The sequence below is a fragment of the Curtobacterium sp. MCBA15_016 genome, from assembly GCF_001865105.1.
Classification (GTDB): Bacteria; Actinomycetota; Actinomycetes; order Actinomycetales; family Microbacteriaceae; genus Curtobacterium.
Map to the genome: position 1 here is coordinate 102,086 of NZ_MJGR01000002.1, position 21,460 is coordinate 123,545.

A 21,460-nucleotide genomic window follows, 5' to 3' on the forward strand; every position below is an offset into this window, starting at 1 on the left:
CGCAGGCTCAGCCCGCCGAGCCGATCGCCTCGGCGACCCTCGGCGTGAGCACGGTCGCGACGGTGTCCGTGATGTGGTCGGCGTCACGGTAAGCGAGCACGTTCCACACCACCGGGGAGCACGTCGTTGTGCACAGCCAGGGGAACGGGTCGACCGCGGTGCCGCCCACCGCGCTCACGGCACGACGCTCGGCTTCGGCGATCTCCGGGCGGTGCAGGTCGACCTGCGAGCGGGCGCACGAGCCGACGTCGTCGATCGCTCCGGACAGACATCGGTTCGGGCTCTCCGTCCACCGAGGGGTGTCGTGGACGAGGAGGATCCGAGCGCCGGTGCGCTCGGTGATCGTCGACATCGTCCGGCGGAGTCCGTCTTCCCATGCTCGCTCGAACGAACCGGTGCCGATCCGTGTCGGTTCGTAGCCGGCGGCCGCACTGGACAGCACGACGAGGTCCGGCTCCAGCTCGGCGATCCGCTCGAGTGCGGCTGCTCGCCACTGATCGCACTCGCGGTACTCGCGGCCCAGTGCTTCGGAGGTCACGGGGATGCTCGCCGCGGGGCAGGCGGACTTCGTCATCGGTACGACACGTGCGCCCGAGGCATCGGCCGCTTCGACGACCGGCGTGAACCACTGTGCGGCGTGGGAGTCTCCCAAGAGCACGATCGTCCGGCTGCTGTCGTCGTCGCCGTACGTGCAGGACGTGGGTGCGGTGGCGGTCGATTCTGCATGACAGCCGTCCGCGTAGAGCGCCGGGAGGTCGTCCTCCGCGGATGCCACGGCGGGCGTCAGGTTGGCTGGGACGCCCGCGGGTGATCGCGGCCCGCCGAGCACGTCGGTGGGTGACGGCGTACTCGCCACCACTTCGCCGCGGAGCGTCGGGAGTGCGGTGAGCGGCGCCACTGCAGCAGCGACGACGACGGTTCCCGCAACGAGCGCGACCGGACGGAGTCGGGTGCGCCGAGCCCAGTGACTGGTCCAGCGTTCGAGCAGCAGGTGGCTGCTCCAGCCGAGCGCGACGGTGACGGCGCACGCCGCGACCACCTCGAACGGACGGAGCGGCCGCCCCCAGGCGAGGGTCGGGAGCAGGAGGACCGGCCAGTGCCACAGGTACAGGGAGTACGAGCGGTCTCCGAGCCATCGCAGCGGGGCGGTCGAGAGGAGCGCCGCCGTGCGGTCCGCCGGGAGCGGTGCCACCACGAGGACTGCTCCGAGGACCGGGAGTAGGGTCCAAGCGCTGGGGAAGGGGGTCGCTTCGTCGAACCCGACGTACGAGACCACGATCGCGAGGAGCCCGACGGGCCGGGCGAGACGACCCGCCCAGCGGGGGAGTCGTGCGTCCCCGCTGGCCCGACGGCGGCCGGAACGAGCGACGATCGCGGTGAGCGCTCCCGCACCGAGTTCCCACGTCCGCGTGTGCACGCCGAAGAACGCCCAGGGGCCGCTGATGTCGCTCACCACGATCATCGTGACGAAGCTCAGGACGAAGAGGAGGACGGCGATCGGCAGCAGGACGCGGCGGAGCACCGGGACCGAGCAGAGGAGGGCGAGCACGAGCGCCCACCCGACGTAGAACTGCTCCTCGACGCCGAGCGACCAGAACTGCTGGAACGGACTCGGTGCGTGCGCGGCGAGGTAGTCCGTGCCGGTCGCGGCGAGCTTGAGGTTCTCGGCCCCGAACAGCGCGGCCCAGGCGCTCGTCCGCGCGCCGGTCCGGTCGAGCGGCGGAAGGAGGAAGTGGACGGCGAGGACCGTGCACAGCACCGTGGCCGCAGCCGCCGGGCCGAGGCGCACCAGGCGCCCGACGAAGAACCGACCGAGACGGATGGTGCCCGAGCCCGCGCGCTCCCGGAGGAGGTTCTGGGTGATGAGGAACCCGGAGATGACGAAGAACACGTCGACTCCGGTGTAGCCGCCGTCCAGCCACGGCACACCTGCGTGGAAGAGCACGACGCCGAGCACGGCGACGGCGCGGAGGCCCTGGATGTCCGTCCGCCAATGGGTGCCTGCAGGTGCGTGCATAATAACAGCATATCAAATGTTGAAATACTGACAAGCATGGTTGCGTTTGTGTGGCATCCGGACGTACTCTTCTCGAAACCCACGGGAACGAAGGAGTTCGGGCATGTACGCAACCGAGCGGCACGACGCGATCGCAGCAGCGTTGCAGGACGCCGGCCGCGTGTCCGTGGCCGACCTCGCCGAGCACTTCGACGTCACGACCGAGACCGTCCGCCGTGACCTCGACGCCCTCGAGTCCGCCGGCCTCCTGCGCCGCGTGCACGGGGGAGCGGTCCCGGTCGGCCGATCGAGCGTCGTCGAACTCTCCGTCGCCGAGCGCGAGGGGCAGCACAACTCCGCCAAGTCCGCCATCGCCCGGGCCGCGATGCGCCTCGTCCCGCCGACCTTCACCGGCTCGATCGCCCTCGACGCCGGCACCACCTGCGCCGCGGTCGCCGCCGAGCTCGCCCGGTGGGAGCCCGCGACGGCCGGGGCGACCCTCACGGTCATCACGAACTCGGTCCCGATCGCCGCGACCCTGCAGCACAGCGAGCACGTCGAGCTGCACCTGCTCGGCGGCCGTGTCCGCGGGGTGACGAGCGCCGCCGTCGGGACGGCCACGGTCGAGCAGATCGGCGCGCTGCGTCCGGACATCGCCTTCGTCGGGACGAACGGCCTGTCCGCGGGCTTCGGCCTGAGCACACCGGACGAGTACGAGGCGGCGGTGAAGGGGGCGTACGTCCTCGCGGCCCGCCGCAGCGTGGTCCTCGCGGACGCAGCGAAGCACGGGGTCGAGGCGCTCATGCGGTTCGCCCGGCTCGACGAGATCGACACGATCGTCACCGACGAGGAGCCGCCGGCCGACCTCGCCGGAGCGCTCGCCGAGGCCGACGTCGAGGTGGTCGTCGCATGACCACGAACACGAACACGAACACGACACGCAGCGCCATGAGCACCCGCATCGTCACGGTCACCCCGAACCCGAGCCTCGACCGCACGATCGAGCTCGCCGGCGAACTCCAGCGCGGCGCCGTCCAGCGCGCCACCCGCTCCACGGCCGAGCCCGGCGGCAAGGGCGTCAACGTCTCAAGGGTCGTCGTCGCGAGCGGCGGCGACACCGTGGCGGTGCTGCCCGGCGACGAGCTCGACCCGGTGCTGCTCGGCCTCGCGACGCGCGGGATCCCGACCGCGGCCCTCCCGATCGGTGCACCGCTCCGCTCGAACGTCACGGTGACCGAGCCGACCGGCACGACGACGAAGCTCAACGAGCCCGGTCCGTCGCTCGCGGGTCGCCTCGAGGACCTCGCGGCCCTCGTCGCCGACACCGCCGGTGCCACCGCGACCGGACCCGTCGCACGCTGGGTGGTCCTCGCCGGCTCCCTGCCCCCGGGGCTGCCGGACGACGCCCTCGCGGTCCTCGTCCGAGCGGTCCGGCAGCGCCACGGCGACGACGTCCGGATCGCGGTCGACTCCTCGGGCGTGCCCTTCACCGCGCTGCTGCAGTCCGGCGAGCGGATCGACCTCGTGAAGCCGAACGCCGAGGAGCTCGCCGAGGTCGTCGGCGGCGACCCGGACGAGTTCGAGCGGGACGTCGACGCGGCAGCGATCGCGGCGCAGCGCCTCCGTGAGAAGAACGTCGGCACCGTGCTCCTCACGCTCGGCAGCGCCGGAGCCGTCCTCGTGACGGAGGACGGGAGCTACGCGGCCGCAGCACCCCGGATCGTGGCGCGCTCGACCGTCGGCGCGGGGGACTCCTCCCTCGCCGGCTACCTGCTCGCCGAGGTCGCCGGGCAGTCGCCCGAGCAGCGCCTCGCCCAGGCCGTCGCCACCGGAGCGGCAGCCGCCGCCCTCCCCGGCAGCGACGTCCCCGCCCTCGACCACACCGACCCGTCGGGCATCGCGGTCCGAGCGCTCGAGCGAGCGCCCGAACCCGCCTGACCCACCCCCGCACACACACTCAACCCCGCAGCACCCGCGCCCCCAGCGCCATTGCAAAGGAGCAACCCATGTCCGTCAACACGAGTCCACGCCTCATCAGCGTCCAGCTCGTCGGTCTCGACGAGGACCTCGGCGCCACCTCGAGCGACGTCATCCGCGTCCTCGCCGACCGCGTCGCCGCGACCGGCCGCGCGGCGGACGGGGCGTCCCTCGCCGCTGACGCGATCAAGCGCGAGGCCAGCGTCGGCACCGGCGTCCCCGGTGGCATCGCGATCCCGCACGCCCGGTCCGCGTCGGTCTCCGAGCCGACCCTGGCGATGAGCCGCCTCGCCCGGACGGTGTCGTTCGGCGCCCCGGACGGCGACGCCGACATCGTCTTCATGATCGCCGTGCCCGAAGGGGCCGACAAGGACCACCTCACGGTCCTCTCGACCCTGGCCCGTGCGCTCATCCGCGAGGACTTCACCGCCGCCCTCCGCGCCGCCGCCACCCCGCAGGAGATCGTGGACCTCGTCGACCGCGAGGTGAGCGGCGAGGTCGCGCAGGCCGGCGTCGGGACCGCGAGCAGCGCCTCCAGTACGACCGCCACCGGCCAGGAGGCGCGACCCGCCGCCGCCACGCACGCCGCGGACGGCGACGCGGCCGGGTCCACCGCCGGAGCACGCAAGGTGCTCGTCGGCGTCACCGCCTGCCCGACCGGCATCGCGCACACCTACATGGCAGCCGACGCCCTCGTCGCCGCGGCCCAGCGCGCGGGTGCCGAGATGCACATCGAGACGCAGGGGTCCTCGCAGGTCGAGCCGCTCGACCCGGCCCTCATCGCCCGCGCCGACGCCGTCGTCTTCGCGGTCGACGTGGACGTCCGCGACCGCGGCCGCTTCGCCGGTAAGCCCCTCGTGGCCGGCCCGGTCAAGCGCGGTGTCGACGAGCCGGACAAGATGATCGCCGAGGCTCTCCGCGCCGCCGACGACCCCAACGCCGCACGCGTGCACGGCAACGCGGCCGAGGCCGGCTCGAGCACCGCCAAGGACGAGCACTTCGGGCAGGCGCTCAAGCGCTGGCTGCTCACGGGTGTGAGCTACATGATCCCGTTCGTCGCGGGCGGCGGGCTCCTCATCGCGCTCGGCTTCCTGCTCGCCGGCTACGGCATCGCGCTGACCCACGGTGACTCGGGGCAGAACAACGCGGTCTACACGCTGACGAACTACACGCTCCTGAACCTGCCGCCGGAGGGTCTGGCGTACTACCTCGGTGCCGCCGCGTTCCAGATCGGTGGCGTGTCGCTCGGGTTCCTGGTGGCAGCGCTCGCCGGGTACATCGCCTACGCCATGGCCGACCGACCCGGCATCGCTCCCGGCTTCGTCGCCGGTTCGATCGCCGTCTTCATGAACGCCGGGTTCCTCGGTGGCCTGATCGGTGGTCTCATCGCCGGTGCCGCCGCCTACTGGATCGGCCGGATCCCGACCTGGCGTTGGCTGCGTGGCCTGATGCCCGTCGTGATCATCCCGCTGTTCGCGTCGATCATCGCCTCGGGGCTCATGCTGCTCGTGCTCGGCGGGCCCATCGCCTGGCTGATGACCCAGCTGACCGAGTTCCTCAACTCGCTGTCCGGCGCCTCGGCGATCCTGCTCGGCATCATCCTCGGCCTGATGATGGCGTTCGACCTCGGTGGCCCGGTCAACAAGGTGGCGTACGCGTTCGCGGTCGCCGGCCTCGGCGCCGGATCCGCGACGAACGTCGTCCCGTTCGAGATCATGGCGGCCGTGATGGCCGCGGGCATGGTCCCGCCGCTGGCCCTGGCGCTCGCCTCGACCGTGCTCTACCGCAAGGGGTTCACGAAGCCCGAGCGCGAGAACGGCAAGGCCGCGTGGCTGCTCGGTGCCTCGTTCATCTCCGAGGGTGCGATCCCGTTCGCGGCCGCCGACCCGCTGCGCGTCATCCCGGCGTCGATGGTCGGTGCCGCGGTCACGGGCGCGATCTCGATGGCTGCCGGCGTGACCTCGCGGGCGCCGCACGGTGGGATCTTCGTGTTCTTCGCGATCGGGGACGTGGCGATGTTCATCGTCGCGATCCTCGCGGGCACCGTGGTGTCGGCGCTCGTGCTCGTCGGGCTGAAGAAGTGGGTGCGGCGGGCGCCGGCGGCGGACGCAGCCGTGTCCGAGACGGCGGACGACCGCGTGGCCGTCGCCGTGTAGTGGTCGTCACCACCTGATTGACGGGCGCGCCCCGCTCAGCGGCAACGCGAAGCGTTGCGCGGGGCGCGCCGACCGAGCCTGCGAGGGAGGGGGGCCGGCTGGCACCGCGCCTCCCGTCCATCCGTGGTCGCGACCACCGCACTTCGTGAGCAGGAATGGTCGGGTGGGCAGGCGGGACCCGACCGTTTCTGCTCACGAAACGCAGCGCGCGCCAGCGCGCGCCAGCGCGCCTGCGCGGGCGGCCGGGCCTCAGTCCGCGATGTTCGCGGTGACGGCGTCGATGTAGGCCGCACGCTCCTCGCGCGAGTGCGGCCGCCCCGGCACCCCCGGCCGCTGCTCCCACGGGAACGGCCCGGCGTCGTGCCGGTACTCGATCCCCATCGCCTCGAGCCGAGCGAGGTGCTCGGCGAGCCGCCCCCGGAACTCGGCGACGTCGCGCGGCCCGGTGACGTCGGCCGACCAGAGCGCCTCGGCGAGGGCGGCGACCCGCGGGAAGAGCTGGTAGTCGAGCTTGCGGGCGGTGTCCACGTGCTCGGTCCACATGTTGCCCTGGCCGCCGATCACGTGGGCGCGCTCGGCGTCGGTGAGGTCCGCCGGCACCGGGTCGAAGGCGAACACGTCGTCGACGGACAGGACGATCGACACCGGGATGGGCTCGGTCTCGAGGTCGCTCTGCCGGTAGTCGAGGTACACCTGGTCGTCCGGTGCGGAGATCACGTCGTGGCCCCGCTTCGCCGCGGTCCGGGCGCCGGTGAGCCCGCGCCACGAGAGCACGGTCGCGGACTTCGAGAGCGTGCCGCCCTCGAGGATCTCGTCCCACCCGAACGCCCGCCGCCCGTGCGACTCGACGTGGGAGGCGAGCCGGCCGATGATCCACGCCTGGAGCTGCTCCTCGTCGTCGAGGCCGAGCTCGCGGATGCGTTCCTGCGTGCGGGGGTCGTCCTCCCACTGGACCTTGGGGCACTCGTCGCCGCCGACGCCGATGTACTCGGAGGGGAACAGGGCGATGACCTCGTCGAGGACGTCCTGGAAGAAGGCGATCGTGGACTCCTCGGCGTTGAGGACGTCCTCGGCGATGCCCCACTCCGTCCAGACGTCGATCGGCTCGCCCGAGACGCCGAGCGACGGGTAGGCGGCGAGGGCGGCGCGGACGTGCCCGGGCGTCTCGATCTCGGGGACGACGGTGACGAACCGGTCGGCCGCGTAGGCGACGATCTCGCGGATGTCGTCCTGCGTGTAGTAGCCGCCGTGCGGACGACCGTCGAACGCCGCCGGGTGCAGCACCCCGTCGGCGTCCGGCACGTGCGCCCCGACCTGCGACTCCTTCCGCCACGAGCCGACCTCGGTCAGCCGCGGGTACTTCCGGATCTCGATGCGCCACCCCTGGTCCTCGGTGAGGTGGAAGTGCAGTCGGTTGAGCCGGTGCGCGGCGAGCTGGTCGATCACCCGCATGACCTCGTGCTTGGTGCGGAAGTGCCGGGCGACGTCGAGCATGACGCCGCGCCAGGCGAACGCGGGGGCGTCCTCGACGGTGACCGCCGGGACCGTCCACGGGCCGGTGCCGACGCGGCCCTTGCGGTAGACGTCAGCCGGCAGCGACTGCAGGAGCGCCTGGACGCCGTAGAAGACGCCCGCCGGGCCCCCGCCGGTGATCTCGACCCGGTCGGCCGTGGCCCGCAGCCGGAACGACTCGGAGCGGTCACCGGCCGGTCCGGCGGGGAGCGTGTCGTCGTCGGTGACACGGAGTGCGATCACGCCCGTGTGCGCGGTGTCGACCCCGGCCGCGTCGTCGGCGTCGCGCACCGGCAGCCCGGTCGACCCCCGCAGGGTCTGCTGCAGGTACAGTCGGACCGACTCGCTCGCGGCGTCTGCGGCGATGCGGGTCGACGGGGTGATCGCGAAGGCGCCGGCACCCGGTTCGGTGCGGCGCGGCCGTGGGATGAGCATGTCGGAGTCCACCATTCCTCAATGATCTTTCGTAATATGGAGGCTATGGCCGTGGACGAGACCGTGTCAACGCTTCCGAACGGTGTCGTCGGCAGCACACCGGGGATGCTCCGACTCATCAACTCGCGTGCGCTCCTCGCGGAGCTCTTCCGTGACGACGGCTCGCACACCGTCACCGAGCTCGGGCAGACCGTGGGCCTGTCACGCCCCACGGTCGAGGCGGCGCTGGCCGACCTCGTCGACGAGGGGTGGGTCACCGAGGCCGAGGCGATCGCCACGCCGAACAAGGCGGGTCGCCGCGCGAAGCGGTTCCGCGCGGACGCCGGGGCCGGGTCGGTGCTCGGGGTCGACCTCGGGCTGCACGGCATCGTGGGGCTCCGCTCGGACCTCCGCGGTCGGCAGCTCGCCCGGGTCGAGGAGGTCTACACCGACCTCGCCTCCGCCGAGCAGGCGTGGGAGAGCGTGCAGGACGTCGTCCGTCGTCTGGTCGAGGGCACCGACCCGTCACGGCTCCTCGCCGCCACCTTCGGGGTCCCGGCCGTCGTGGACCGTTCCGGCGAGATCGACTACACCGTCGCGGTCCCGCAGTGGGTCGAGCGACGGGTCCCCGGCCGGATCGGCGACCTGTTCCCCACGGCCACCACGTTCTTCGACAACGACGCCAAGCTCGCCGCCACCGCCGAGGCGATGTGGGGACGCTTCCGCGGCGTGCAGGACGGCCTGTACCTGGTGATGGGTCGCCAGATCGGCGCGGCCTACCTGGTCGACGGCTCCCTCGCACGCGGTGCGCGCGGGGCGGCCGGCGAGATGGGCGGCCTGGCATCGACCGGCTGGCCCGGCGCACCCGCCCGACTGGAGGCGCGGATCGCCCCCGGTACGGACGTCGAGTCCGTCATGGCGTCGGCCGGGCAAGGCGACCCGGACGCCGCCGCGGCCGTGCGGGCGCTCGCCGCGGACGTCGCGCCCGGGGTCGTGCAGCTCATCGCGACGATCGACCCCGAGGTGGTCGTCGTCGGGGGCGAGGTCCTGCCGGCGGCCCCGGTGTTCTGCGAGGCCCTGACCGAGATCGTCACGCCGCAGCTCCGGCACCCCGTCGAGATCGTCCCGTCGACGGTCGGCCGCGACGCCGTGGCCCGCGGCGCCCTCGCCCGTTCCCTGACCCACGTCCGGACGACGCACATGGGACTCGGCTGACGTCCAGGCTGCGTGCCGGGTCCTGACAGGGCACTCAGGCACCATCGGGGGATGACGACTGCCGTGGCTGCGCCTGCCCACACCATGACCGTCGCCGCCGGCGACTCCGCCGCGGACCCCGAGATGGGCGGGCTCTCCGGCCTCGTGCTGCAGCTCATCGACGCCCTGGGGGAGTGGGGCGTCGCGTTGATGCTCTTCGTCGAGACGGTCTTCCCGCCGATCCCGTCCGAGGTGATCCTGCCGTTGGCCGGGTTCCTGGCGGGTGCCGGCCGGATGAACCTCGTGCTCGTCCTGCTGCTCGCGACCCTCGGCTCCTACCTCGGCGCACTGGTGCTGTACTGGCTCGGCGCCGTCATCGGCTTCGAGCGGACGACGCGCTGGCTCGGCAAGCTGCCCCTCGTCGACGAGGACGACTTCCGCACGGCGGCGGACTGGTTCCACCGGCACGGCAAGAGCGCGGTCTTCTTCGGCCGGTTCGTGCCGATCGTCCGCAGCCTCATCTCGCTGCCGGCCGGAGCGGACCGGATGCACCTCGGGACGTTCTCGGTGTTCACGATCATCGCGAGCGGGATCTGGAACAGCGCCCTGGTGCTGCTCGGAGCGGCCTTCGGGACCCAGTACGACAAGGTCGAGCAGTACACCGAGTGGATCGACCGGGTCCTCTACGTGGCGATCGCCGTCGTCGTGGTGACGTTCGTCGTCCGACGGGTCCGACGCATCCGGGCCGAGCGGAACCAGCGCGCCGAGCACGGCGCAGTGGCTGCCCGAGGCCGTCGTCGCGCCGAGCCCGCCGGCGACTGAGCGCTCACGCCTTCGTCAGCGCCGACTCCTTGTGGGCGGCGCGCTTGCCGGACTTCTCCGACTCGACGATCCAGTACGGGTCGTCGTCGCTCGGCTTGAACGACTGGCCGTCGAACTCGAAGTCCGAGACCCGCTTCTGCACGAGCGTGCCGGTCGTCTTCCCCTGCGACGTGTTCCAGTGCACGGTGTCGCCCTTCGACAGCGCCATGGTGTCCTCCTTGCGTGATCGCTCACCTGTTCGGACGTCGGACTGTACCCCGATGCATCCGCATGAACACAGGGAAGTGGGCCGATCACGATGTCATAACGTCCGCGCGGATCACGGGGCGGCCGCGTACCGTAGTGGGTGAGTCACCACGTTGGCAACTGCCACGGAACACCGGCTCCGGACGGAACGACATCAGCCATGACCCTGCTGAACGACACACGGTCGGAAACGGTCCTGTCGGGCCGCTACCGCCTCGTGAAGCTCATCGGCACGGGCGGCATGGGATCCGTCTACGAAGCACGTGACGAGCACACCTACCGTGCCGTCGCCGTGAAGCTCTTCGCCACGCCCGAGTCGATGACCACGGCCGACCGGGTCCGCCAAGAGCGCGAGATCCGGCTGCTCAGCATGCTGTCGCACCCGGGGCTCATCCCGCTGTACGACGCCGGCACCCACGACTTCGAGGACGGTCCGCACCGGTACATCGTGATGGAGCTGATCGCGGACACGACGCTCCTGCGCCGGCTCGCCGGGGGCGCCCTGCACAACTACGAGGTGGCCGACCTCGGCGCCCAGCTGGCCGACGCGCTGGCGTACGTGCACTCGCGCGGCATCGTCCACCGCGACGTCAAGCCGGCGAACATCCTCATCAGCGACGAGGGCTCGTCGGGCTTCGCGCGCACCGTGAAGCTCACCGACTTCGGCGTCGCCCACTTCGTCGACGGCTCGCGCCTGACGAACGACGGCACCATCATCGGCACGGCCGCGTACCTCAGCCCCGAGCAGGTCGCCGGGGAACCGATCGGCTTCGCCACCGACGTCTACTCGCTCGGACTGGTGCTGCTCGAGGCCCTCACCGGCAAGCAGGAGTACTCCGGCACCCTCATCGAGGCGGCACTCGCACGGCTCCGCCACGACCCCGAGATCCCGGACGGCATCGCGCCGGAGTGGCGGGACCTCCTCGCGAAGATGACCGCGCGCAACCCCGACCGCCGCCCGACCGCGGTGGCGATCGCGAACGCCCTCCGCGGTGGTTCGGCCCAGATCACCGGTCCGGTGCCGCTGGGACCGCAGCGTGTGAAGCACAAGCGCGACCACCGCCTGCACCGCGCCGCGCACCGGCACGCCAAGCGTGGGACGTTCGTCACCGTGCGGCGCTGGCGGCGGCGCAACGTGCTCGTCGGGTCGTTCGCGGCCTTCGGCGTCCTGGTCGCCTGCGGGGCGTCCTACGTCGCCGGCACCCTGCACTAGGCCGGTCGCACGGCCGCCGCGCACCCCGTGCCGGCGGCCGCTCCGCACCTCCGGGGTCCCTGGCAGGATGGACGGCATGACCGACCAGCGATGGATCAAGATCTGCGGACTGTCGACCCCTGCGACCGTGGACGCCGCCATCGACGCGGGTGCGGACGCGGTCGGGTTCGTCTTCGCCGCCGGCAGCCCCCGGACCGTGACGGCGGACCTCGCGAAGGAGCTCGTCGAGCGGGTGCCGGACGGCATCGACGCGGTCGGGGTCTTCCGTGACCAGGAGATCGACGAGGTCGTCGGCATCGCCTCGGCCGTGGGGCTCACCACGCTGCAGCTGCACGGCGGCGAGTCGGCCACGGACTTCGCGCGCGCCCGCGACGCCGGGTTCTTCACGATCCGGGCGGTCGCGGCCGAGGACTACCTGGCCGAGACGCCGGAACAGCGCGCGTCCTACGACCACGACCTGCTCCTGCTCGACGCCGCGGTGCCGGGCAGTGGGCGGCTCATCGACCCCGCCTCGATCACGGGGAAGGTCGACGAAGCGTGGATCCTCGCGGGCGGGCTGACGCCGGCCAACGTGGTCGCGGCGATCGAGTCGCTCGACCCGGACGGCGTGGACGTGTCGAGCGGTGTCGAGTCCGAGCGCGGCGTGAAGGACGAGGCGAAGATCCGGGCGTTCGTCGAGGCGGTCCGCAGCATCCCCTGAGTGGTTCGCCGCGCCTCCCGTCCGTCGGCGCGTCAGCGCAGGGTGGGGATCAGCTCCGTGAGGAACGCGTCGGTGTCCTCCCAGCCCTCGACCGCGTGGCAGGGGACGCCGAGGGCCTTCACCGGGTAGTCGTTGCCCTCGGGGTCGAGGCGGTCGCCGACGAACAGCATGTCGTCGAGCGCGACGCTCGTGATCTCGGCCAGGCGCTGCATGCCGTACGCCTTGTCGATGCCCTTGCGGGTGATGTCGACGCTCGTCGAGCCACCGGAACGGACCTCGAGGTCGGGCAGCTCGGCCTGGACGCGCCGACGGAGCTCGTCCTTCTTCGCGCCCGTCGGGTCCCACTGCTTCTTCACGTCCACCGGAGCGGACTGGCCGAGCGCGGAGAACGTGATCTGGGACCCGCGGTCCTCGAGGATGGGGCCCCACGTCTCGGACTCCCAGAAGCCGGCGGCCTTTGCCTCGGCTTCGACCGCGGCCAGGGCGCGCGCCTTCTGCTCGTCGGTGAGGTCCTCGGCGTACTGGAGCGCCCAGTCGTCGCCGGTCCACCGGTAGTAGGCGGTGCCGCAGGTCGGCAGGAGGTGCAGGTCGTCGAGCACGAGCCCGTCGCGACGCCGCAGGGGTGCAACGAGCTGCTGCTCGAACTGCTGGAAGTTGCCGCCGGAGATCACCGCGACCGGCACGACCTCGAGCAGGGACGCGAAGGTCTCGAGCATCCGGGGGTCGAGCGCGGACTTCGAGGGGGCGAGGGTGTCGTCCAGGTCGAAGGCGACGAGGCGGGGCGTGGTCATGCCCCGATCCTGCCAGAGGCCCCCGATCACATGCCGGGTGCGATGCCCTGCCCGGACGGCGCTGCGCGATGTCTGCGGTGTCACGCGCGGTGCGTGGCGGGCACCCGGTCGCGGTCGTACGTGATGTCGGTGTAGCCGTGCGGCGCCGGGGACCCGTCCTCGTCGAGGTTGACGAACACGACCTCGTCGATGGTGAGGATGCTGCGGTGCGTGAAGAGGTTCCGTGCCTCGGCCCGCATCGTCAGCGAGGTGCGGCCGAAGCGGGTGGCGACGAGACCGATCTCGACGATGTCGCCCTCGCGCGCGGACGACACGAACACGATCTCGGACATGTACTTCGTGACGACCTTGCCGTTGCCGAGCTGGATGATCGCGTAGACGGCGGCTTCCTCGTCGATCCAGCGGAGGAGGCTGCCGCCGAACAGGGTGCCGTTGGCGTTGAGGTCCTCCGGACGGACCCACTTGCGGGTGTAGAAGTTCATCTCGGGGCCGGGGGTGTTCGCGTCGTGCTGCATGTCAGTACATGCTACGCCCCGCCGCACACGGCAGCGGCCGCACCCCGATGGGGATGCGGCCGCGTGCGGTGGTGCAGGACTACTCCTTGACGAGGACGACCTCGTCGAGGGGGAGACGGGTCCGCGGGGCGACCTCGCGCTCGGCGGCCTTGTCGTCGAGCTGCGACGGGTCGGCCACGGTGCCGATCGCGGTGACCGTGTAGGGCAGGAACCGCTCCGGCAGGTCGAACGCGGCACGGAGGCCCTCGGCGTCGATGCCCGCCATCTGGTGCACGTGCAGGCCCTCGGCGTGCGCCTGGACGGTCAGGGCCGCGAGGGACTGGCCGAGGTCGTACTGGGCGAAGGGACGCTCGTCGCCGTCCTCGGTCACGGTCTCGAGCACGCCGACGACCAGGGCGCTGGCGCGGAAGGCCCAGGCGGCGTTGAAGCCGAGCAGGTTCTCGTTGATCTTCCGGAACGTCTCCGTGCCACGGCGGCCGGCGATGAAGCGGCGCGGCTGGAAGTTCATGGCCGACGGGGCCCAGCGAGCGGCTTGGAGGACCGCGTCGTACGCCGCGTCGTCGATCGTCGCGGTCTCGTCGTAGGAACGGGGGCTCCACCGCTCCTCGAGCAGGGGGACGAGGGGCTGGCTGGAGTCGGTCGAACGCGTGAGCGTGCTGGAGTTCGTCGAGGTCATGGTGGGCACAACGGTATTCGATGCGTTCGCATTTCCGGCCTGAGCAACGTCACATGGTGCAAGGATGGAGCCGATGGGTGGCGTGTTGACCGGGTTCGCGATCATCGGCGCGATCATCGCCGCCGGGTACGTCGTCGGACGCATCGGACTGCTCGGCCAGCACGCCCAGTTCGTGATGAGCCGGCTCGCGTTCTTCGTGCTCATGCCCTGCCTGCTCTTCCACACGATCGCCACGGCGGACATCCACGTCCTGCTGTCGCCGATGCTGTGGGTGTCCCTGCTCAGCGCGGTCGTGGTGGCCATCGGCGCCGGCGTGGTCTTCCGGGTCGTCCTGCGCCGGCCGCTCGCGACCACGACGGTCGGGGCGCTCGCCGCGAGCTACGTCAACGCGAACAACATCGGGTTGCCGGTCGCCGTGTACGTCCTCGGCCAGGCCACCGCGGTCGTGCCGGTCATCCTGCTGCAGCTCATCGTGCTCGCGCCGATCGCGCTGACGATCCTGGACACCGCGACCTCGGCGGGCGGGAGCTGGTGGCGCCGGGTCTCGGGGCCGTTCCGGAACCCGATCATCATCGCCTCGCTCGTGGGCCTGGTCTTCTCGGCGACGGGCATCGACCTGCCGACGCCCGTGCTCGAGCCGTTCTCGCTGGTCGGCGCGGCCGCCGTGCCCGTGGTCCTGCTGTCGTTCGGGATGAGCCTGCACGGTGCGACCCCGCTCCGCGACCCGGCGATCCGGACGGACGTCATCGTGGCGTCGGCGATCAAGCTCGTCGTGATGCCGGCCGTGGCGTTCGTGTTCGCCCGGTTCGTGTTCGGGCTGGGGGACCAGGACGTCTTCGTGCTCACGACCCTCGGGGCGCTGCCGGCGGCGCAGAACGTCTTCAACTACGCGCAGCGGTACGGGGCGGCGGTGCCGGTCGCGCGGGACGTGGTGCTCATCTCGACGATCGGTTCCGTGCCGGTGCTGGTCGCGGTCGCCGCGCTCCTGCACCCGTAGCCGCGTGCCGCATCGGGGCGGCGCGTACCGTGGGCGCCACCGAACGGAAGAGGAGGTCCCCGATGGACACCATGGCGATGATGAAGACCATGTCCACGAGCGAGATGCCCGTGGCGATGGACGCTGAACTCATGCAGGACACGATGATGGCGATGAACGCCGCGTCGATGGCCGCGACGATGTGCTCCGCGAGTGACATGCAGATGGGTGCCGACATGGCCACCTGTGCCGCGATGTGCTCGAACACGGCGATGATGGCCGACACCGGCATGCGGATGATGATGCGTCCGATGGGCATGGACGCCGACAGCATGCGCGCGATGCTCACGGCCTGCGTCGCGATGGGCACGGCGTGTGCCGCCGAGTGCCGCAGCCACGCGGACATGGACGAGTCGTGCCGCTACTGCGCGATGGCGTGCGACGAGATGGTCGCGAAGTGCGAGGCGATGATGGCCTCGATGACCGCCTGACGCGTCACGCGGTGCGCGCGGTGGTCTTCCGACCGCCGGCGCTGAGGATCTCCGCGGCCGGGTGGTGGGCGACCGGGTCGCCGACCGACACGAGCGTGTCGGCGTCCGCCACCCGCAGCTGCGTCACGCCGCCGTCGAGGAACGCGACCACCACGTCGGCGGGGCGTGTCTCGACGACGATGCCGTCCCTCCAGGCGCGGGGCGTGGCGTCGGCCATGACGCGCTGGATCGGAAGGATCGTCGACGGGGTCGTGCGGGACATTGGCTTCACCTGCTCTCGAAGGGGTTCGGTGCAGGCAACGTACGTCGCTGGGTCCGCCCCGCTCAACGAGGGCGGACGCGGGGAGTAACAGAAGGCGTCAGAAGATCATCGGCCGGTCGTCGTCGAGCGAGGTCTCGAGGTCGAGGTCGACCGACACCGGGACGTGGTCGCTCGGCGCGTCGCCCTTCCGCTCGTCGCGGTGGATGCGGGCGTCCGTCACGACGTCCGAGAACGCCTGCGAGCCCATGATGAAGTCGATGCGCATGCCCTCGTTGCGGGGGAAGCGCAGGGACTTGTAGTCCCAGTAGGTGTAGCCGTCCGGCACGATCGGGCGGACGACGTCCTGCAGGCCACGCGCCTCGAACTCCCGGAAGGCCGCGCGCTCGGGTTCGGTGACGTGCGTGTGCCCCTCGAAGACCGAGACGTCCCACACGTCGGAGTCGAGCGGCGCCACGTTCCAGTCGCCCATCAGCGCGAGCGGCTGCTCGGGGTGCGCGGTGAGCCACTCCGAGGTGCGGTCGGCCAACTGCCCGAGCCAGTCGAGCTTGTACGTGTAGTGCGGGTCGCCGACCTCGCGCCCGTTCGGCACGTAGAGGCTCCACAGGCGGACGCCGTCGACCGTGACACCGAGGGCGCGGGCCTCCACCGGGAGGTCAGGGCCCTCGTGCCCCTTGAGGAACCCGGGCTGGCCGGGGAAGTCGCGGGTGACGTCCTCGAGCGGGAGTCGGCTGGCGAAGGCCACCCCGTTCCACTGGTTCAGGCCGTGCGCCTCGACCTGGTACCCGGCGGCCTCGAACGCCTCGACCGGGAACTGCTCCGGCTTGCACTTGATCTCCTGCATGCCGAGGACGTCGACGTCCTCGCGCACCAGCCAGTCGACGATCCGACCCACTCGGGTGCGGACGGAGTTCACGTTCCAGGTCGCCACGCGCATGGGTCCGAACCTACCGTGCGCCGGCCCGGCGGGGCTCCGCGCGCCGGGCCGTGCTCCCGGGCGGAGCACGGCACGATGGTGTTCGCTGGACACCAGGACGAGACTGCATCGGAGGCACTCATGGCATCGACGACGAACCGCGTCGACGGGACCGCGACGACCGGCACCACGACGACGCAGGTCACCACCAAGGGCCGGACGATCATCGACGACACGGTCGTCGCGAAGGTCGCCGGCATCGCCGCCCGGGACGTCCCCGGCGTCTTCGCGCTCGGCGGCAACGCGGCCCGGGCGTTCGGCGCGATCCGTGACGCGATCGGCTCGAGCGCGCTCGGCCAGGGCGTCCGCGTCGAGGTCGGCGAGACGCAGGTCGCGGTCGACCTGACGATCGTCGTGGACTACCCGACGCCGATGATGGACGTCGCCACCGCGGTGCGCGCGGCCGTCACGACCGCGGTCACCGAGCTCGTCGGGCTCGAGGTCACCGAGGTCAACATCGCCATCAACGACGTGAACATCCCCGCCCTCAACGGTGTCGCCGACGACGCCGAGGGCCGCGTCCGGTGAACGCCACCGTCGTCGGCATGGGCGTCGGCGCACTGCTCGCGATCGTCGCCGTGACGCTCGGCGCCTGGGCGTTCGTCGTGGTGGCCGTCTGCATGCTCGTGGGCGGGATCGTCGCCCGCATCGTCACCGGCGACGTCGACGTGCGCCGACTCCTCGACGTGCTGCGCGGACGCCGGAGCTCGTCGTGAGCACGCCCGCCGTCGCCGGCCCCGGCAGCGGCGGACGGGTCCCCGGCTCCGACCGGATCGGTTCGGCAGCCCTCGTGCACACCGCGCAGGCGGTCGCTGCCGAAGCGCTCCGGGTGCCGTTCCAGGAGGCACGTGCCCGGGTCGCCGACGACGGCCGCGGTGGGCTGGCGGTCGAGATCACCGCCCCGCTCGCCGTCCCCGTGCTGGGGAGCCACGCGGTCCCCGACGAACCCGTCACCACCTCGGCGCACCGCGCCCGCGGCACGATCGCCGAGCGGCTTCGCACCATCACCGGCCGACAGGTCGAACGGGTGACCGTGACGTTCTCGTCGTCCGTCGTCGACACCCCGAGGAGGGTCCGGTGACCGAGCGTTCCCTGCCGCCCGGCCCGACCCACGACCGGGTGTACCGCCGGATCGTCCGCCGCGAGACGAACGCCTCGCGGTCGGGAGCGGTCGTCGTGGCGATGCTCGTCACCCTCGTGCTCGCCGCGGCCGCCGTGTTCGCCGCCGCACTCGTGTTCCTCGACCAGCGTGCGCTCGGTGTCGACCCCCGCGCGGTCGTGGACGCCGCCGCCCGGGCGCCCCGCGGACTCGACGCGACCGTCGTGGTCGGCATCGCGGCGATCGTCGCGCTGGTCGGTCTCGTGTTCCTCGCGCAGGGCCTCCTGCCGCAGCGTCGGCCCCGGCACGCGATGTCGTCGTCGCGGCTCGCCGTGGTCGTCGACGACGAGGTGCTCGCGTCGGCCGCCGCGCGGGCCGCGCGGTCGGCCACCCGGCTCGGGCCTGACGCGGCCGTCGGCACCGTCGGCCGTCGGACGGTCGACGTCGTGCTCCGCCCGCCCGCGGGTGCCGACGTCCCCGCGGTCGCCGCGACCGACGCCGTGACCGCGGAGTTCGCCGCGATCGACGCGCAACCCGGCGTCACCGCGCGGGTCCGCGTGCAGCCGACCGGACGGGTGGACGGATGAACGCGACGAACCGCGTCGTCGGACGGACGGCGCTCGTGCTGGTCGGACTCGCGCTGCTCGTGCTCGGCGTCGGGGCGATCCTCGTCCAGACGCTGCCGTGGGCGGCCACGGCGTGGCACGAGCGTGCCGGCGTGCTCGACGCCCTCGGCGCGGATGTCCCGCGCGAGACCTCGGTGACGGCGTGGACCTGGGTCCTCGGCGGCGCGGTGGTGCTCGGGGTCCTGGCGATCGTGGTGCTGTCGACGCTCGGTGGCGGTCGGGTCGGCACCGTGGTCGAGGACGACGGGTCCGCTGGCGGGGTCGCTGGCTCGGTCCGGATCGACGCCGCCGCGGTGCAGCACGCGCTGTCGTCGGCGATCGGTGCCATGCCGCAGGTGGGCTCGCTCGCGGTCGACGTGTTCCGGGTCCGGGGCGGCCGGGCGATCCGGATCCGCGTCCGACCCCGTCGCGGAGCCTCGCCGCGCGACATCACGACCGGGGTGGAGGACATCGTCGCCGACCTGGACGCCCTGCTCGGGGACCGTCTGCCGGTCCTGCTCGAGATCGCCCGGGGTGGCGCGGGCTCCGGCCGCACGGACCGGGTGCACTGAGGTCGGCATGCCGCGCTCGATCGACGGACTGTCCCGCGCGCGGGGTGCCGTCGCGGTGCCCGCGGTCGTCCGTGGCGTCGCACGGGGTCGTCCGGTGCAGGCCGTGTGGGTCAACGAGATCGGTGGCCGGACGTTCCGCATCGGAGCGGACGGCCTGGCCGAGGAGTACGTCAAGGTGCTCCCGCACGCCTACGCTCCCTGGACCGTCGGCGAGGCCGCACGCCTGACCTGGGCCTCCCGGTACGCGCGCGTCCCGGAACTCCTCGACCACGGGGTCGACGACGAGGGGGCCTGGCTCCGCACCCGCGCGCTGCCGGGGTGGAGCGCGGTCGACCCCCGGTGGCACGACGAACCGCGCACGGCCGTGATCGCGGCCGGTGAGGGACTGCGGGCGCTGCACGACACCCTGCCCGTGCTCGACTGCCCGTTCGAGTGGTCCACCGTGCAGCGGGCCGGACGGGCCCGCGCTGCCGGCGCCGACCCCGAGGCGCTCGGTCCGGAGCCGCCCGTGGACCGCGTGGTGGTGTGCCACGGCGACCCGTGCACGCCGAACACCCTGATCGGCGCGGACGGTCGGTTCGCCGGGCACGTCGACCTCGACGCCCTCGGCATCGCCGACCGCTGGGCGGACCTGGGCGTGGCGACGATGGCGCTCGGGTGGAACTACGGCCCCGGGTGGGACGGACTCTTCCACGAGGCGTACGGGCTGCCCGTCGACGAGGAGCGGACGGCCTGGTACCGGGCGCTGTGGAACCTGGACGACGACGGCATCGAGACCGCGTCCGGCATCGAGACCGCGTCCGGCACTGAGACCGCCCACGGGACGAGCGCCGGACCGGATGCCGGACGGGACGGCTAGAAGGCCACGCCCCGTGCCTGCATGAACGGCACCGGGTCGACGGTGGCGCCGTTCACGTGGACCTCGAAGTGCGTGTGGCAGCCGGTCGAGTTGCCGGTGGAGCCGACGAGCGCGATCAGCTGCCCGGCCGACACCTGCTGGCCGGGGCTGACCCGGAACCCGCCGTTCACGATGTGCCCGTAGGCCGTCTGGACCCCGCCGCCGTGGCTGATCCGCACGTAGTTGCCGTACCCGCCGTACCAGCCGGCGTAGTCGACCGTGCCGGCCGCCGCCGCGACGATGGGCGTCGAGCACCCGCTCGCGAGGTCGGCGCCGTCGTGCTTGATCACGGTGCCGTAGATCGGGTGCACGCGGTACCCGTAGGGGCTGATCACGTACCCGCTGGCCGGACGGACCCACCCGGTCCCCGAGCCGGACCCCGGCGAACCGCTGGAACCCGAGCCGCTGCTGCCGGTACCGCCACCCCCGCCGCCGCTGCCGGCGTTGGCCGCGTTCGCGGCGTTCTGGGCGGCGATGGCCCGGAGGTACGCCTCGCGCGCGGCCTTCTCCTCCGCCGCCTTGCGCACGGCCTCGCCCTTGGCGAACTCGGCCTCGGTCCGGACCCGGCCGGAGGTCAGCGTCGCGAGCTGGGCGTCGAGCCGGGCCTTGTTGGTCTGCTGTTCGTCGTAGGCGGCCTGCACCTTGTCCGCCGCGGCCTGGGAGGCCTGCATGCGGCGCTCGGCCTCGGCAGCGAGGTCGTCGAGCGCCTCGGACGCACGGTCGGCCTGGGCGGTGAGGGACCGGGCGACGGCGGCGTCGGCGGTGGCTGCGGCCTCGACGCGTTCGGCCTGCTCGGAGAGCTTGCTGAGCGCACCGAGGTTGTAGAGGAGGTCGCTGGCGTCCTGGCCGCCGGAGATCACGGACGCGGTGACGTCGGCGCCCCCGGACCGGGCCATCTGGGCGGCGAACTGCCCCGCTTGGGCGGCGCTCTGCTCGGCGACCTCGGCGTGGTCGTCGGCGTCGGCGCGGAGCCGCTGTTCCTTCTCGGCGGCGTCCTGCGCTTCGCTCTGCGCATCGAAGAACTCGGTGCCGAGGCGCTCGGCCTCGGCCTCGGCCGCCTTCACCTTGCTCGACAGCCCGGAGATGATGCCGCGGATCTCGGTGATCTGGTCCTGCTTGTCGGACTCCTGCCCGCGCGCGGCCATGACCTCGTCCCACGAGGGGTAGGTCGCCGCGCTCGCCACCGGCGCGTCGAACACCACCGTGCCGACGAGGCCCGCGAGCGCGAGGCCGGTGGCGGCGAGACGGAGTCGGACGGCGGCACGGGGACGGGAGTGGCTGGTGGGACGAGTCACGGGCACGAGCCTATACATCCGTTCAGGCACGATCGGCCGTCGCCGCGCGGCTGTGGACAACTTCGCAGGGCGGTCGT

At 72.3% G+C, this 21,460-nt stretch carries 24 protein-coding genes; 15 read left to right on the plus strand and 9 right to left on the minus strand.

Annotated elements, in window-relative coordinates:
- Positions 1-7 precede the first annotated feature (7 nt).
- Positions 8-2,017 carry an acyltransferase family protein gene (locus tag BIV03_RS01780; RefSeq protein WP_071294418.1) on the minus strand — a complete coding sequence of 670 codons (2,010 nt, stop codon included), beginning with the start codon at positions 2,015-2,017 and terminating at the stop codon, positions 8-10.
- Positions 2,018-2,120: 103 nt separating this feature from the next.
- Here BIV03_RS01780 and BIV03_RS01785 point away from each other — a divergent pair, with 103 nt between their 5' ends.
- The 3 genes from BIV03_RS01785 (at position 2,121) to BIV03_RS01795 (ending at position 6,129) form a co-directional block, all read left to right on the plus strand.
- Positions 2,121-2,909 (plus strand): DeoR/GlpR family DNA-binding transcription regulator, encoded by a 789-nt coding sequence (locus BIV03_RS01785; RefSeq protein WP_071294419.1) that lies wholly within the window; start codon positions 2,121-2,123, stop codon positions 2,907-2,909.
- Positions 2,906-3,934, plus strand: a complete 1,029-nt coding sequence (locus BIV03_RS01790) for a 1-phosphofructokinase family hexose kinase (protein ID WP_254790683.1) — start codon at positions 2,906-2,908, stop codon at positions 3,932-3,934. Before BIV03_RS01785 ends, BIV03_RS01790 begins: the two co-directional genes overlap by 4 nt.
- Positions 3,935-4,002: 68 nt before the next feature.
- Positions 4,003-6,129 (plus strand): fructose-specific PTS transporter subunit EIIC, encoded by a 2,127-nt coding sequence (locus tag BIV03_RS01795; protein ID WP_071294420.1) that lies wholly within the window; start codon positions 4,003-4,005, stop codon positions 6,127-6,129.
- 249 nt (positions 6,130-6,378) lie between these two features.
- Here the strand turns inward: BIV03_RS01795 and BIV03_RS01800 are convergent, their stop codons facing one another.
- Positions 6,379-8,091 (minus strand): beta-N-acetylhexosaminidase, encoded by a 1,713-nt coding sequence (locus BIV03_RS01800; RefSeq protein ID WP_083403135.1) that lies wholly within the window; start codon positions 8,089-8,091, stop codon positions 6,379-6,381.
- 36 nt (positions 8,092-8,127) lie between these two features.
- Between BIV03_RS01800 and BIV03_RS01805 the strand changes: the two genes are divergently transcribed.
- Positions 8,128-9,270: an ROK family transcriptional regulator gene (locus BIV03_RS01805; protein ID WP_217637336.1), complete on the plus strand. Its 1,143-nt coding sequence runs from the start codon at positions 8,128-8,130 to the stop codon at positions 9,268-9,270.
- Positions 9,271-9,321: 51 nt separating this feature from the next.
- Positions 9,322-10,071 (plus strand): DedA family protein, encoded by a 750-nt coding sequence (locus BIV03_RS01810; RefSeq protein ID WP_254790685.1) that lies wholly within the window; start codon positions 9,322-9,324, stop codon positions 10,069-10,071.
- 4 nt (positions 10,072-10,075) lie between these two features.
- Here the strand turns inward: BIV03_RS01810 and BIV03_RS01815 are convergent, their stop codons facing one another.
- Complete coding sequence (locus tag BIV03_RS01815) at positions 10,076-10,279, minus strand: DUF2945 domain-containing protein (protein WP_070417065.1); 204 nt, start codon at positions 10,277-10,279, stop codon at positions 10,076-10,078.
- A 198-nt stretch (positions 10,280-10,477) separates the two neighbouring features.
- On the opposite strand from BIV03_RS01815, the gene BIV03_RS01820 reads away from it, so the two are divergent.
- Together BIV03_RS01820 and BIV03_RS01825 are read left to right on the plus strand one after the other, a co-directional pair.
- A complete protein-coding gene (locus tag BIV03_RS01820; RefSeq protein WP_071294423.1) occupies positions 10,478-11,530 on the plus strand; it encodes a serine/threonine-protein kinase in 1,053 nt (350 codons plus the stop codon).
- 76 nt (positions 11,531-11,606) lie between these two features.
- On the plus strand, positions 11,607-12,230 hold the full coding sequence (locus tag BIV03_RS01825) for a phosphoribosylanthranilate isomerase (protein ID WP_070417063.1): 624 nt from the start codon (positions 11,607-11,609) through the stop codon (positions 12,228-12,230).
- Positions 12,231-12,262: 32 nt separating this feature from the next.
- On the opposite strand, the gene BIV03_RS01830 is transcribed toward BIV03_RS01825, so the two are convergent.
- The 3 genes from BIV03_RS01830 to BIV03_RS01840 form a co-directional block, all read right to left on the minus strand.
- Positions 12,263-13,021, minus strand: a complete 759-nt coding sequence (locus BIV03_RS01830; protein ID WP_071294424.1) for an HAD-IIB family hydrolase — start codon at positions 13,019-13,021, stop codon at positions 12,263-12,265.
- An 80-nt stretch (positions 13,022-13,101) separates the two neighbouring features.
- Positions 13,102-13,536, minus strand: a complete 435-nt coding sequence (locus BIV03_RS01835; RefSeq protein ID WP_083295084.1) for an acyl-CoA thioesterase — start codon at positions 13,534-13,536, stop codon at positions 13,102-13,104.
- A gap of 79 nt (positions 13,537-13,615) precedes the next feature.
- Complete coding sequence (locus BIV03_RS01840; protein ID WP_071294425.1) at positions 13,616-14,212, minus strand: nitroreductase family protein; 597 nt, start codon at positions 14,210-14,212, stop codon at positions 13,616-13,618.
- Positions 14,213-14,285: 73 nt separating this feature from the next.
- On the opposite strand from BIV03_RS01840, the gene BIV03_RS01845 reads away from it, so the two are divergent.
- The gene (locus BIV03_RS01845; protein WP_071294426.1) at positions 14,286-15,209 is read left to right on the plus strand and encodes an AEC family transporter; all 924 of its coding nucleotides are present in this window, start codon (positions 14,286-14,288) and stop codon (positions 15,207-15,209) included.
- A 62-nt stretch (positions 15,210-15,271) separates the two neighbouring features.
- Positions 15,272-15,679, plus strand: coding sequence for an aldehyde dehydrogenase (locus BIV03_RS01850; RefSeq protein WP_071294427.1), 408 nt, complete (start codon positions 15,272-15,274; stop codon positions 15,677-15,679).
- A 4-nt stretch (positions 15,680-15,683) separates the two neighbouring features.
- On the opposite strand, the gene BIV03_RS01855 is transcribed toward BIV03_RS01850, so the two are convergent.
- Together BIV03_RS01855 and BIV03_RS01860 are read right to left on the minus strand one after the other, a co-directional pair.
- Positions 15,684-15,941 (minus strand): hypothetical protein, encoded by a 258-nt coding sequence (locus BIV03_RS01855; RefSeq protein WP_070417059.1) that lies wholly within the window; start codon positions 15,939-15,941, stop codon positions 15,684-15,686.
- 97 nt (positions 15,942-16,038) lie between these two features.
- Positions 16,039-16,875: an exodeoxyribonuclease III gene (locus tag BIV03_RS01860; protein ID WP_070417058.1), complete on the minus strand. Its 837-nt coding sequence runs from the start codon at positions 16,873-16,875 to the stop codon at positions 16,039-16,041.
- A gap of 120 nt (positions 16,876-16,995) precedes the next feature.
- Here BIV03_RS01860 and BIV03_RS01865 point away from each other — a divergent pair, with 120 nt between their 5' ends.
- Genes BIV03_RS01865 through BIV03_RS01890 form a run of 6 tightly spaced genes read left to right on the plus strand, consistent with a single transcriptional unit; the run spans position 16,996 to position 20,049 of the window.
- Positions 16,996-17,442, plus strand: a complete 447-nt coding sequence (locus BIV03_RS01865; protein WP_070419251.1) for an Asp23/Gls24 family envelope stress response protein — start codon at positions 16,996-16,998, stop codon at positions 17,440-17,442.
- Entirely contained in the window at positions 17,439-17,630 is a 192-nt protein-coding gene (locus tag BIV03_RS01870; protein ID WP_070417057.1) for a hypothetical protein, read from the plus strand. Before BIV03_RS01865 ends, BIV03_RS01870 begins: the two co-directional genes overlap by 4 nt.
- Positions 17,627-17,995 carry a hypothetical protein gene (locus BIV03_RS01875; protein WP_071294428.1) on the plus strand — a complete coding sequence of 123 codons (369 nt, stop codon included), beginning with the start codon at positions 17,627-17,629 and terminating at the stop codon, positions 17,993-17,995. Before BIV03_RS01870 ends, BIV03_RS01875 begins: the two co-directional genes overlap by 4 nt.
- The gene (locus BIV03_RS01880) at positions 17,992-18,600 is read left to right on the plus strand and encodes a hypothetical protein (protein WP_071294429.1); all 609 of its coding nucleotides are present in this window, start codon (positions 17,992-17,994) and stop codon (positions 18,598-18,600) included. The genes BIV03_RS01875 and BIV03_RS01880 overlap by 4 nt, the downstream gene beginning before the upstream one ends.
- Positions 18,597-19,190 (plus strand): hypothetical protein, encoded by a 594-nt coding sequence (locus BIV03_RS01885; protein ID WP_071294430.1) that lies wholly within the window; start codon positions 18,597-18,599, stop codon positions 19,188-19,190. The genes BIV03_RS01880 and BIV03_RS01885 overlap by 4 nt, the downstream gene beginning before the upstream one ends.
- A gap of 7 nt (positions 19,191-19,197) precedes the next feature.
- Positions 19,198-20,049 (plus strand): aminoglycoside 3'-phosphotransferase, encoded by an 852-nt coding sequence (locus BIV03_RS01890; protein WP_071294501.1) that lies wholly within the window; start codon positions 19,198-19,200, stop codon positions 20,047-20,049.
- On the opposite strand, the gene BIV03_RS01895 is transcribed toward BIV03_RS01890, so the two are convergent.
- Complete coding sequence (locus BIV03_RS01895) at positions 20,046-21,383, minus strand: M23 family metallopeptidase (RefSeq protein ID WP_139201829.1); 1,338 nt, start codon at positions 21,381-21,383, stop codon at positions 20,046-20,048. The genes BIV03_RS01890 and BIV03_RS01895 overlap by 4 nt on opposite strands.
- Positions 21,384-21,460 lie beyond the last annotated feature (77 nt).

What these genes read in the sequence shown, in the direction of transcription:
- BIV03_RS01845 (WP_071294426.1), top strand. Translation starts at nt 14,286, where the DNA reads ATGGGTGGCGTGTTGACCGGGTTCGCGATCATCGGCGCGATCATCGCC.
- BIV03_RS01810 (WP_254790685.1), top strand. Translation starts at nt 9,322, where the DNA reads ATGACGACTGCCGTGGCTGCGCCTGCCCACACCATGACCGTCGCCGCC.
- BIV03_RS01820 (WP_071294423.1), top strand. Translation starts at nt 10,478, where the DNA reads ATGACCCTGCTGAACGACACACGGTCGGAAACGGTCCTGTCGGGCCGC.
- BIV03_RS01840 (WP_071294425.1), bottom strand. Translation starts at nt 14,212, where the DNA reads ATGACCTCGACGAACTCCAGCACGCTCACGCGTTCGACCGACTCCAGC.
- BIV03_RS01885 (WP_071294430.1), top strand. Translation starts at nt 18,597, where the DNA reads ATGAACGCGACGAACCGCGTCGTCGGACGGACGGCGCTCGTGCTGGTC.
- BIV03_RS01795 (WP_071294420.1), top strand. Translation starts at nt 4,003, where the DNA reads ATGTCCGTCAACACGAGTCCACGCCTCATCAGCGTCCAGCTCGTCGGT.
- BIV03_RS01815 (WP_070417065.1), bottom strand. Translation starts at nt 10,279, where the DNA reads ATGGCGCTGTCGAAGGGCGACACCGTGCACTGGAACACGTCGCAGGGG.
- BIV03_RS01850 (WP_071294427.1), top strand. Translation starts at nt 15,272, where the DNA reads ATGGACACCATGGCGATGATGAAGACCATGTCCACGAGCGAGATGCCC.
- BIV03_RS01780 (WP_071294418.1), bottom strand. Translation starts at nt 2,017, where the DNA reads ATGCACGCACCTGCAGGCACCCATTGGCGGACGGACATCCAGGGCCTC.
- BIV03_RS01860 (WP_070417058.1), bottom strand. Translation starts at nt 16,875, where the DNA reads ATGCGCGTGGCGACCTGGAACGTGAACTCCGTCCGCACCCGAGTGGGT.
- BIV03_RS01890 (WP_071294501.1), top strand. Translation starts at nt 19,198, where the DNA reads ATGCCGCGCTCGATCGACGGACTGTCCCGCGCGCGGGGTGCCGTCGCG.
- BIV03_RS01865 (WP_070419251.1), top strand. Translation starts at nt 16,996, where the DNA reads ATGGCATCGACGACGAACCGCGTCGACGGGACCGCGACGACCGGCACC.
- BIV03_RS01855 (WP_070417059.1), bottom strand. Translation starts at nt 15,941, where the DNA reads ATGTCCCGCACGACCCCGTCGACGATCCTTCCGATCCAGCGCGTCATG.
- BIV03_RS01835 (WP_083295084.1), bottom strand. Translation starts at nt 13,536, where the DNA reads ATGCAGCACGACGCGAACACCCCCGGCCCCGAGATGAACTTCTACACC.
- BIV03_RS01830 (WP_071294424.1), bottom strand. Translation starts at nt 13,021, where the DNA reads ATGACCACGCCCCGCCTCGTCGCCTTCGACCTGGACGACACCCTCGCC.
- BIV03_RS01825 (WP_070417063.1), top strand. Translation starts at nt 11,607, where the DNA reads ATGACCGACCAGCGATGGATCAAGATCTGCGGACTGTCGACCCCTGCG.
- BIV03_RS01785 (WP_071294419.1), top strand. Translation starts at nt 2,121, where the DNA reads ATGTACGCAACCGAGCGGCACGACGCGATCGCAGCAGCGTTGCAGGAC.
- BIV03_RS01790 (WP_254790683.1), top strand. Translation starts at nt 2,906, where the DNA reads ATGACCACGAACACGAACACGAACACGACACGCAGCGCCATGAGCACC.
- BIV03_RS01800 (WP_083403135.1), bottom strand. Translation starts at nt 8,091, where the DNA reads ATGGTGGACTCCGACATGCTCATCCCACGGCCGCGCCGCACCGAACCG.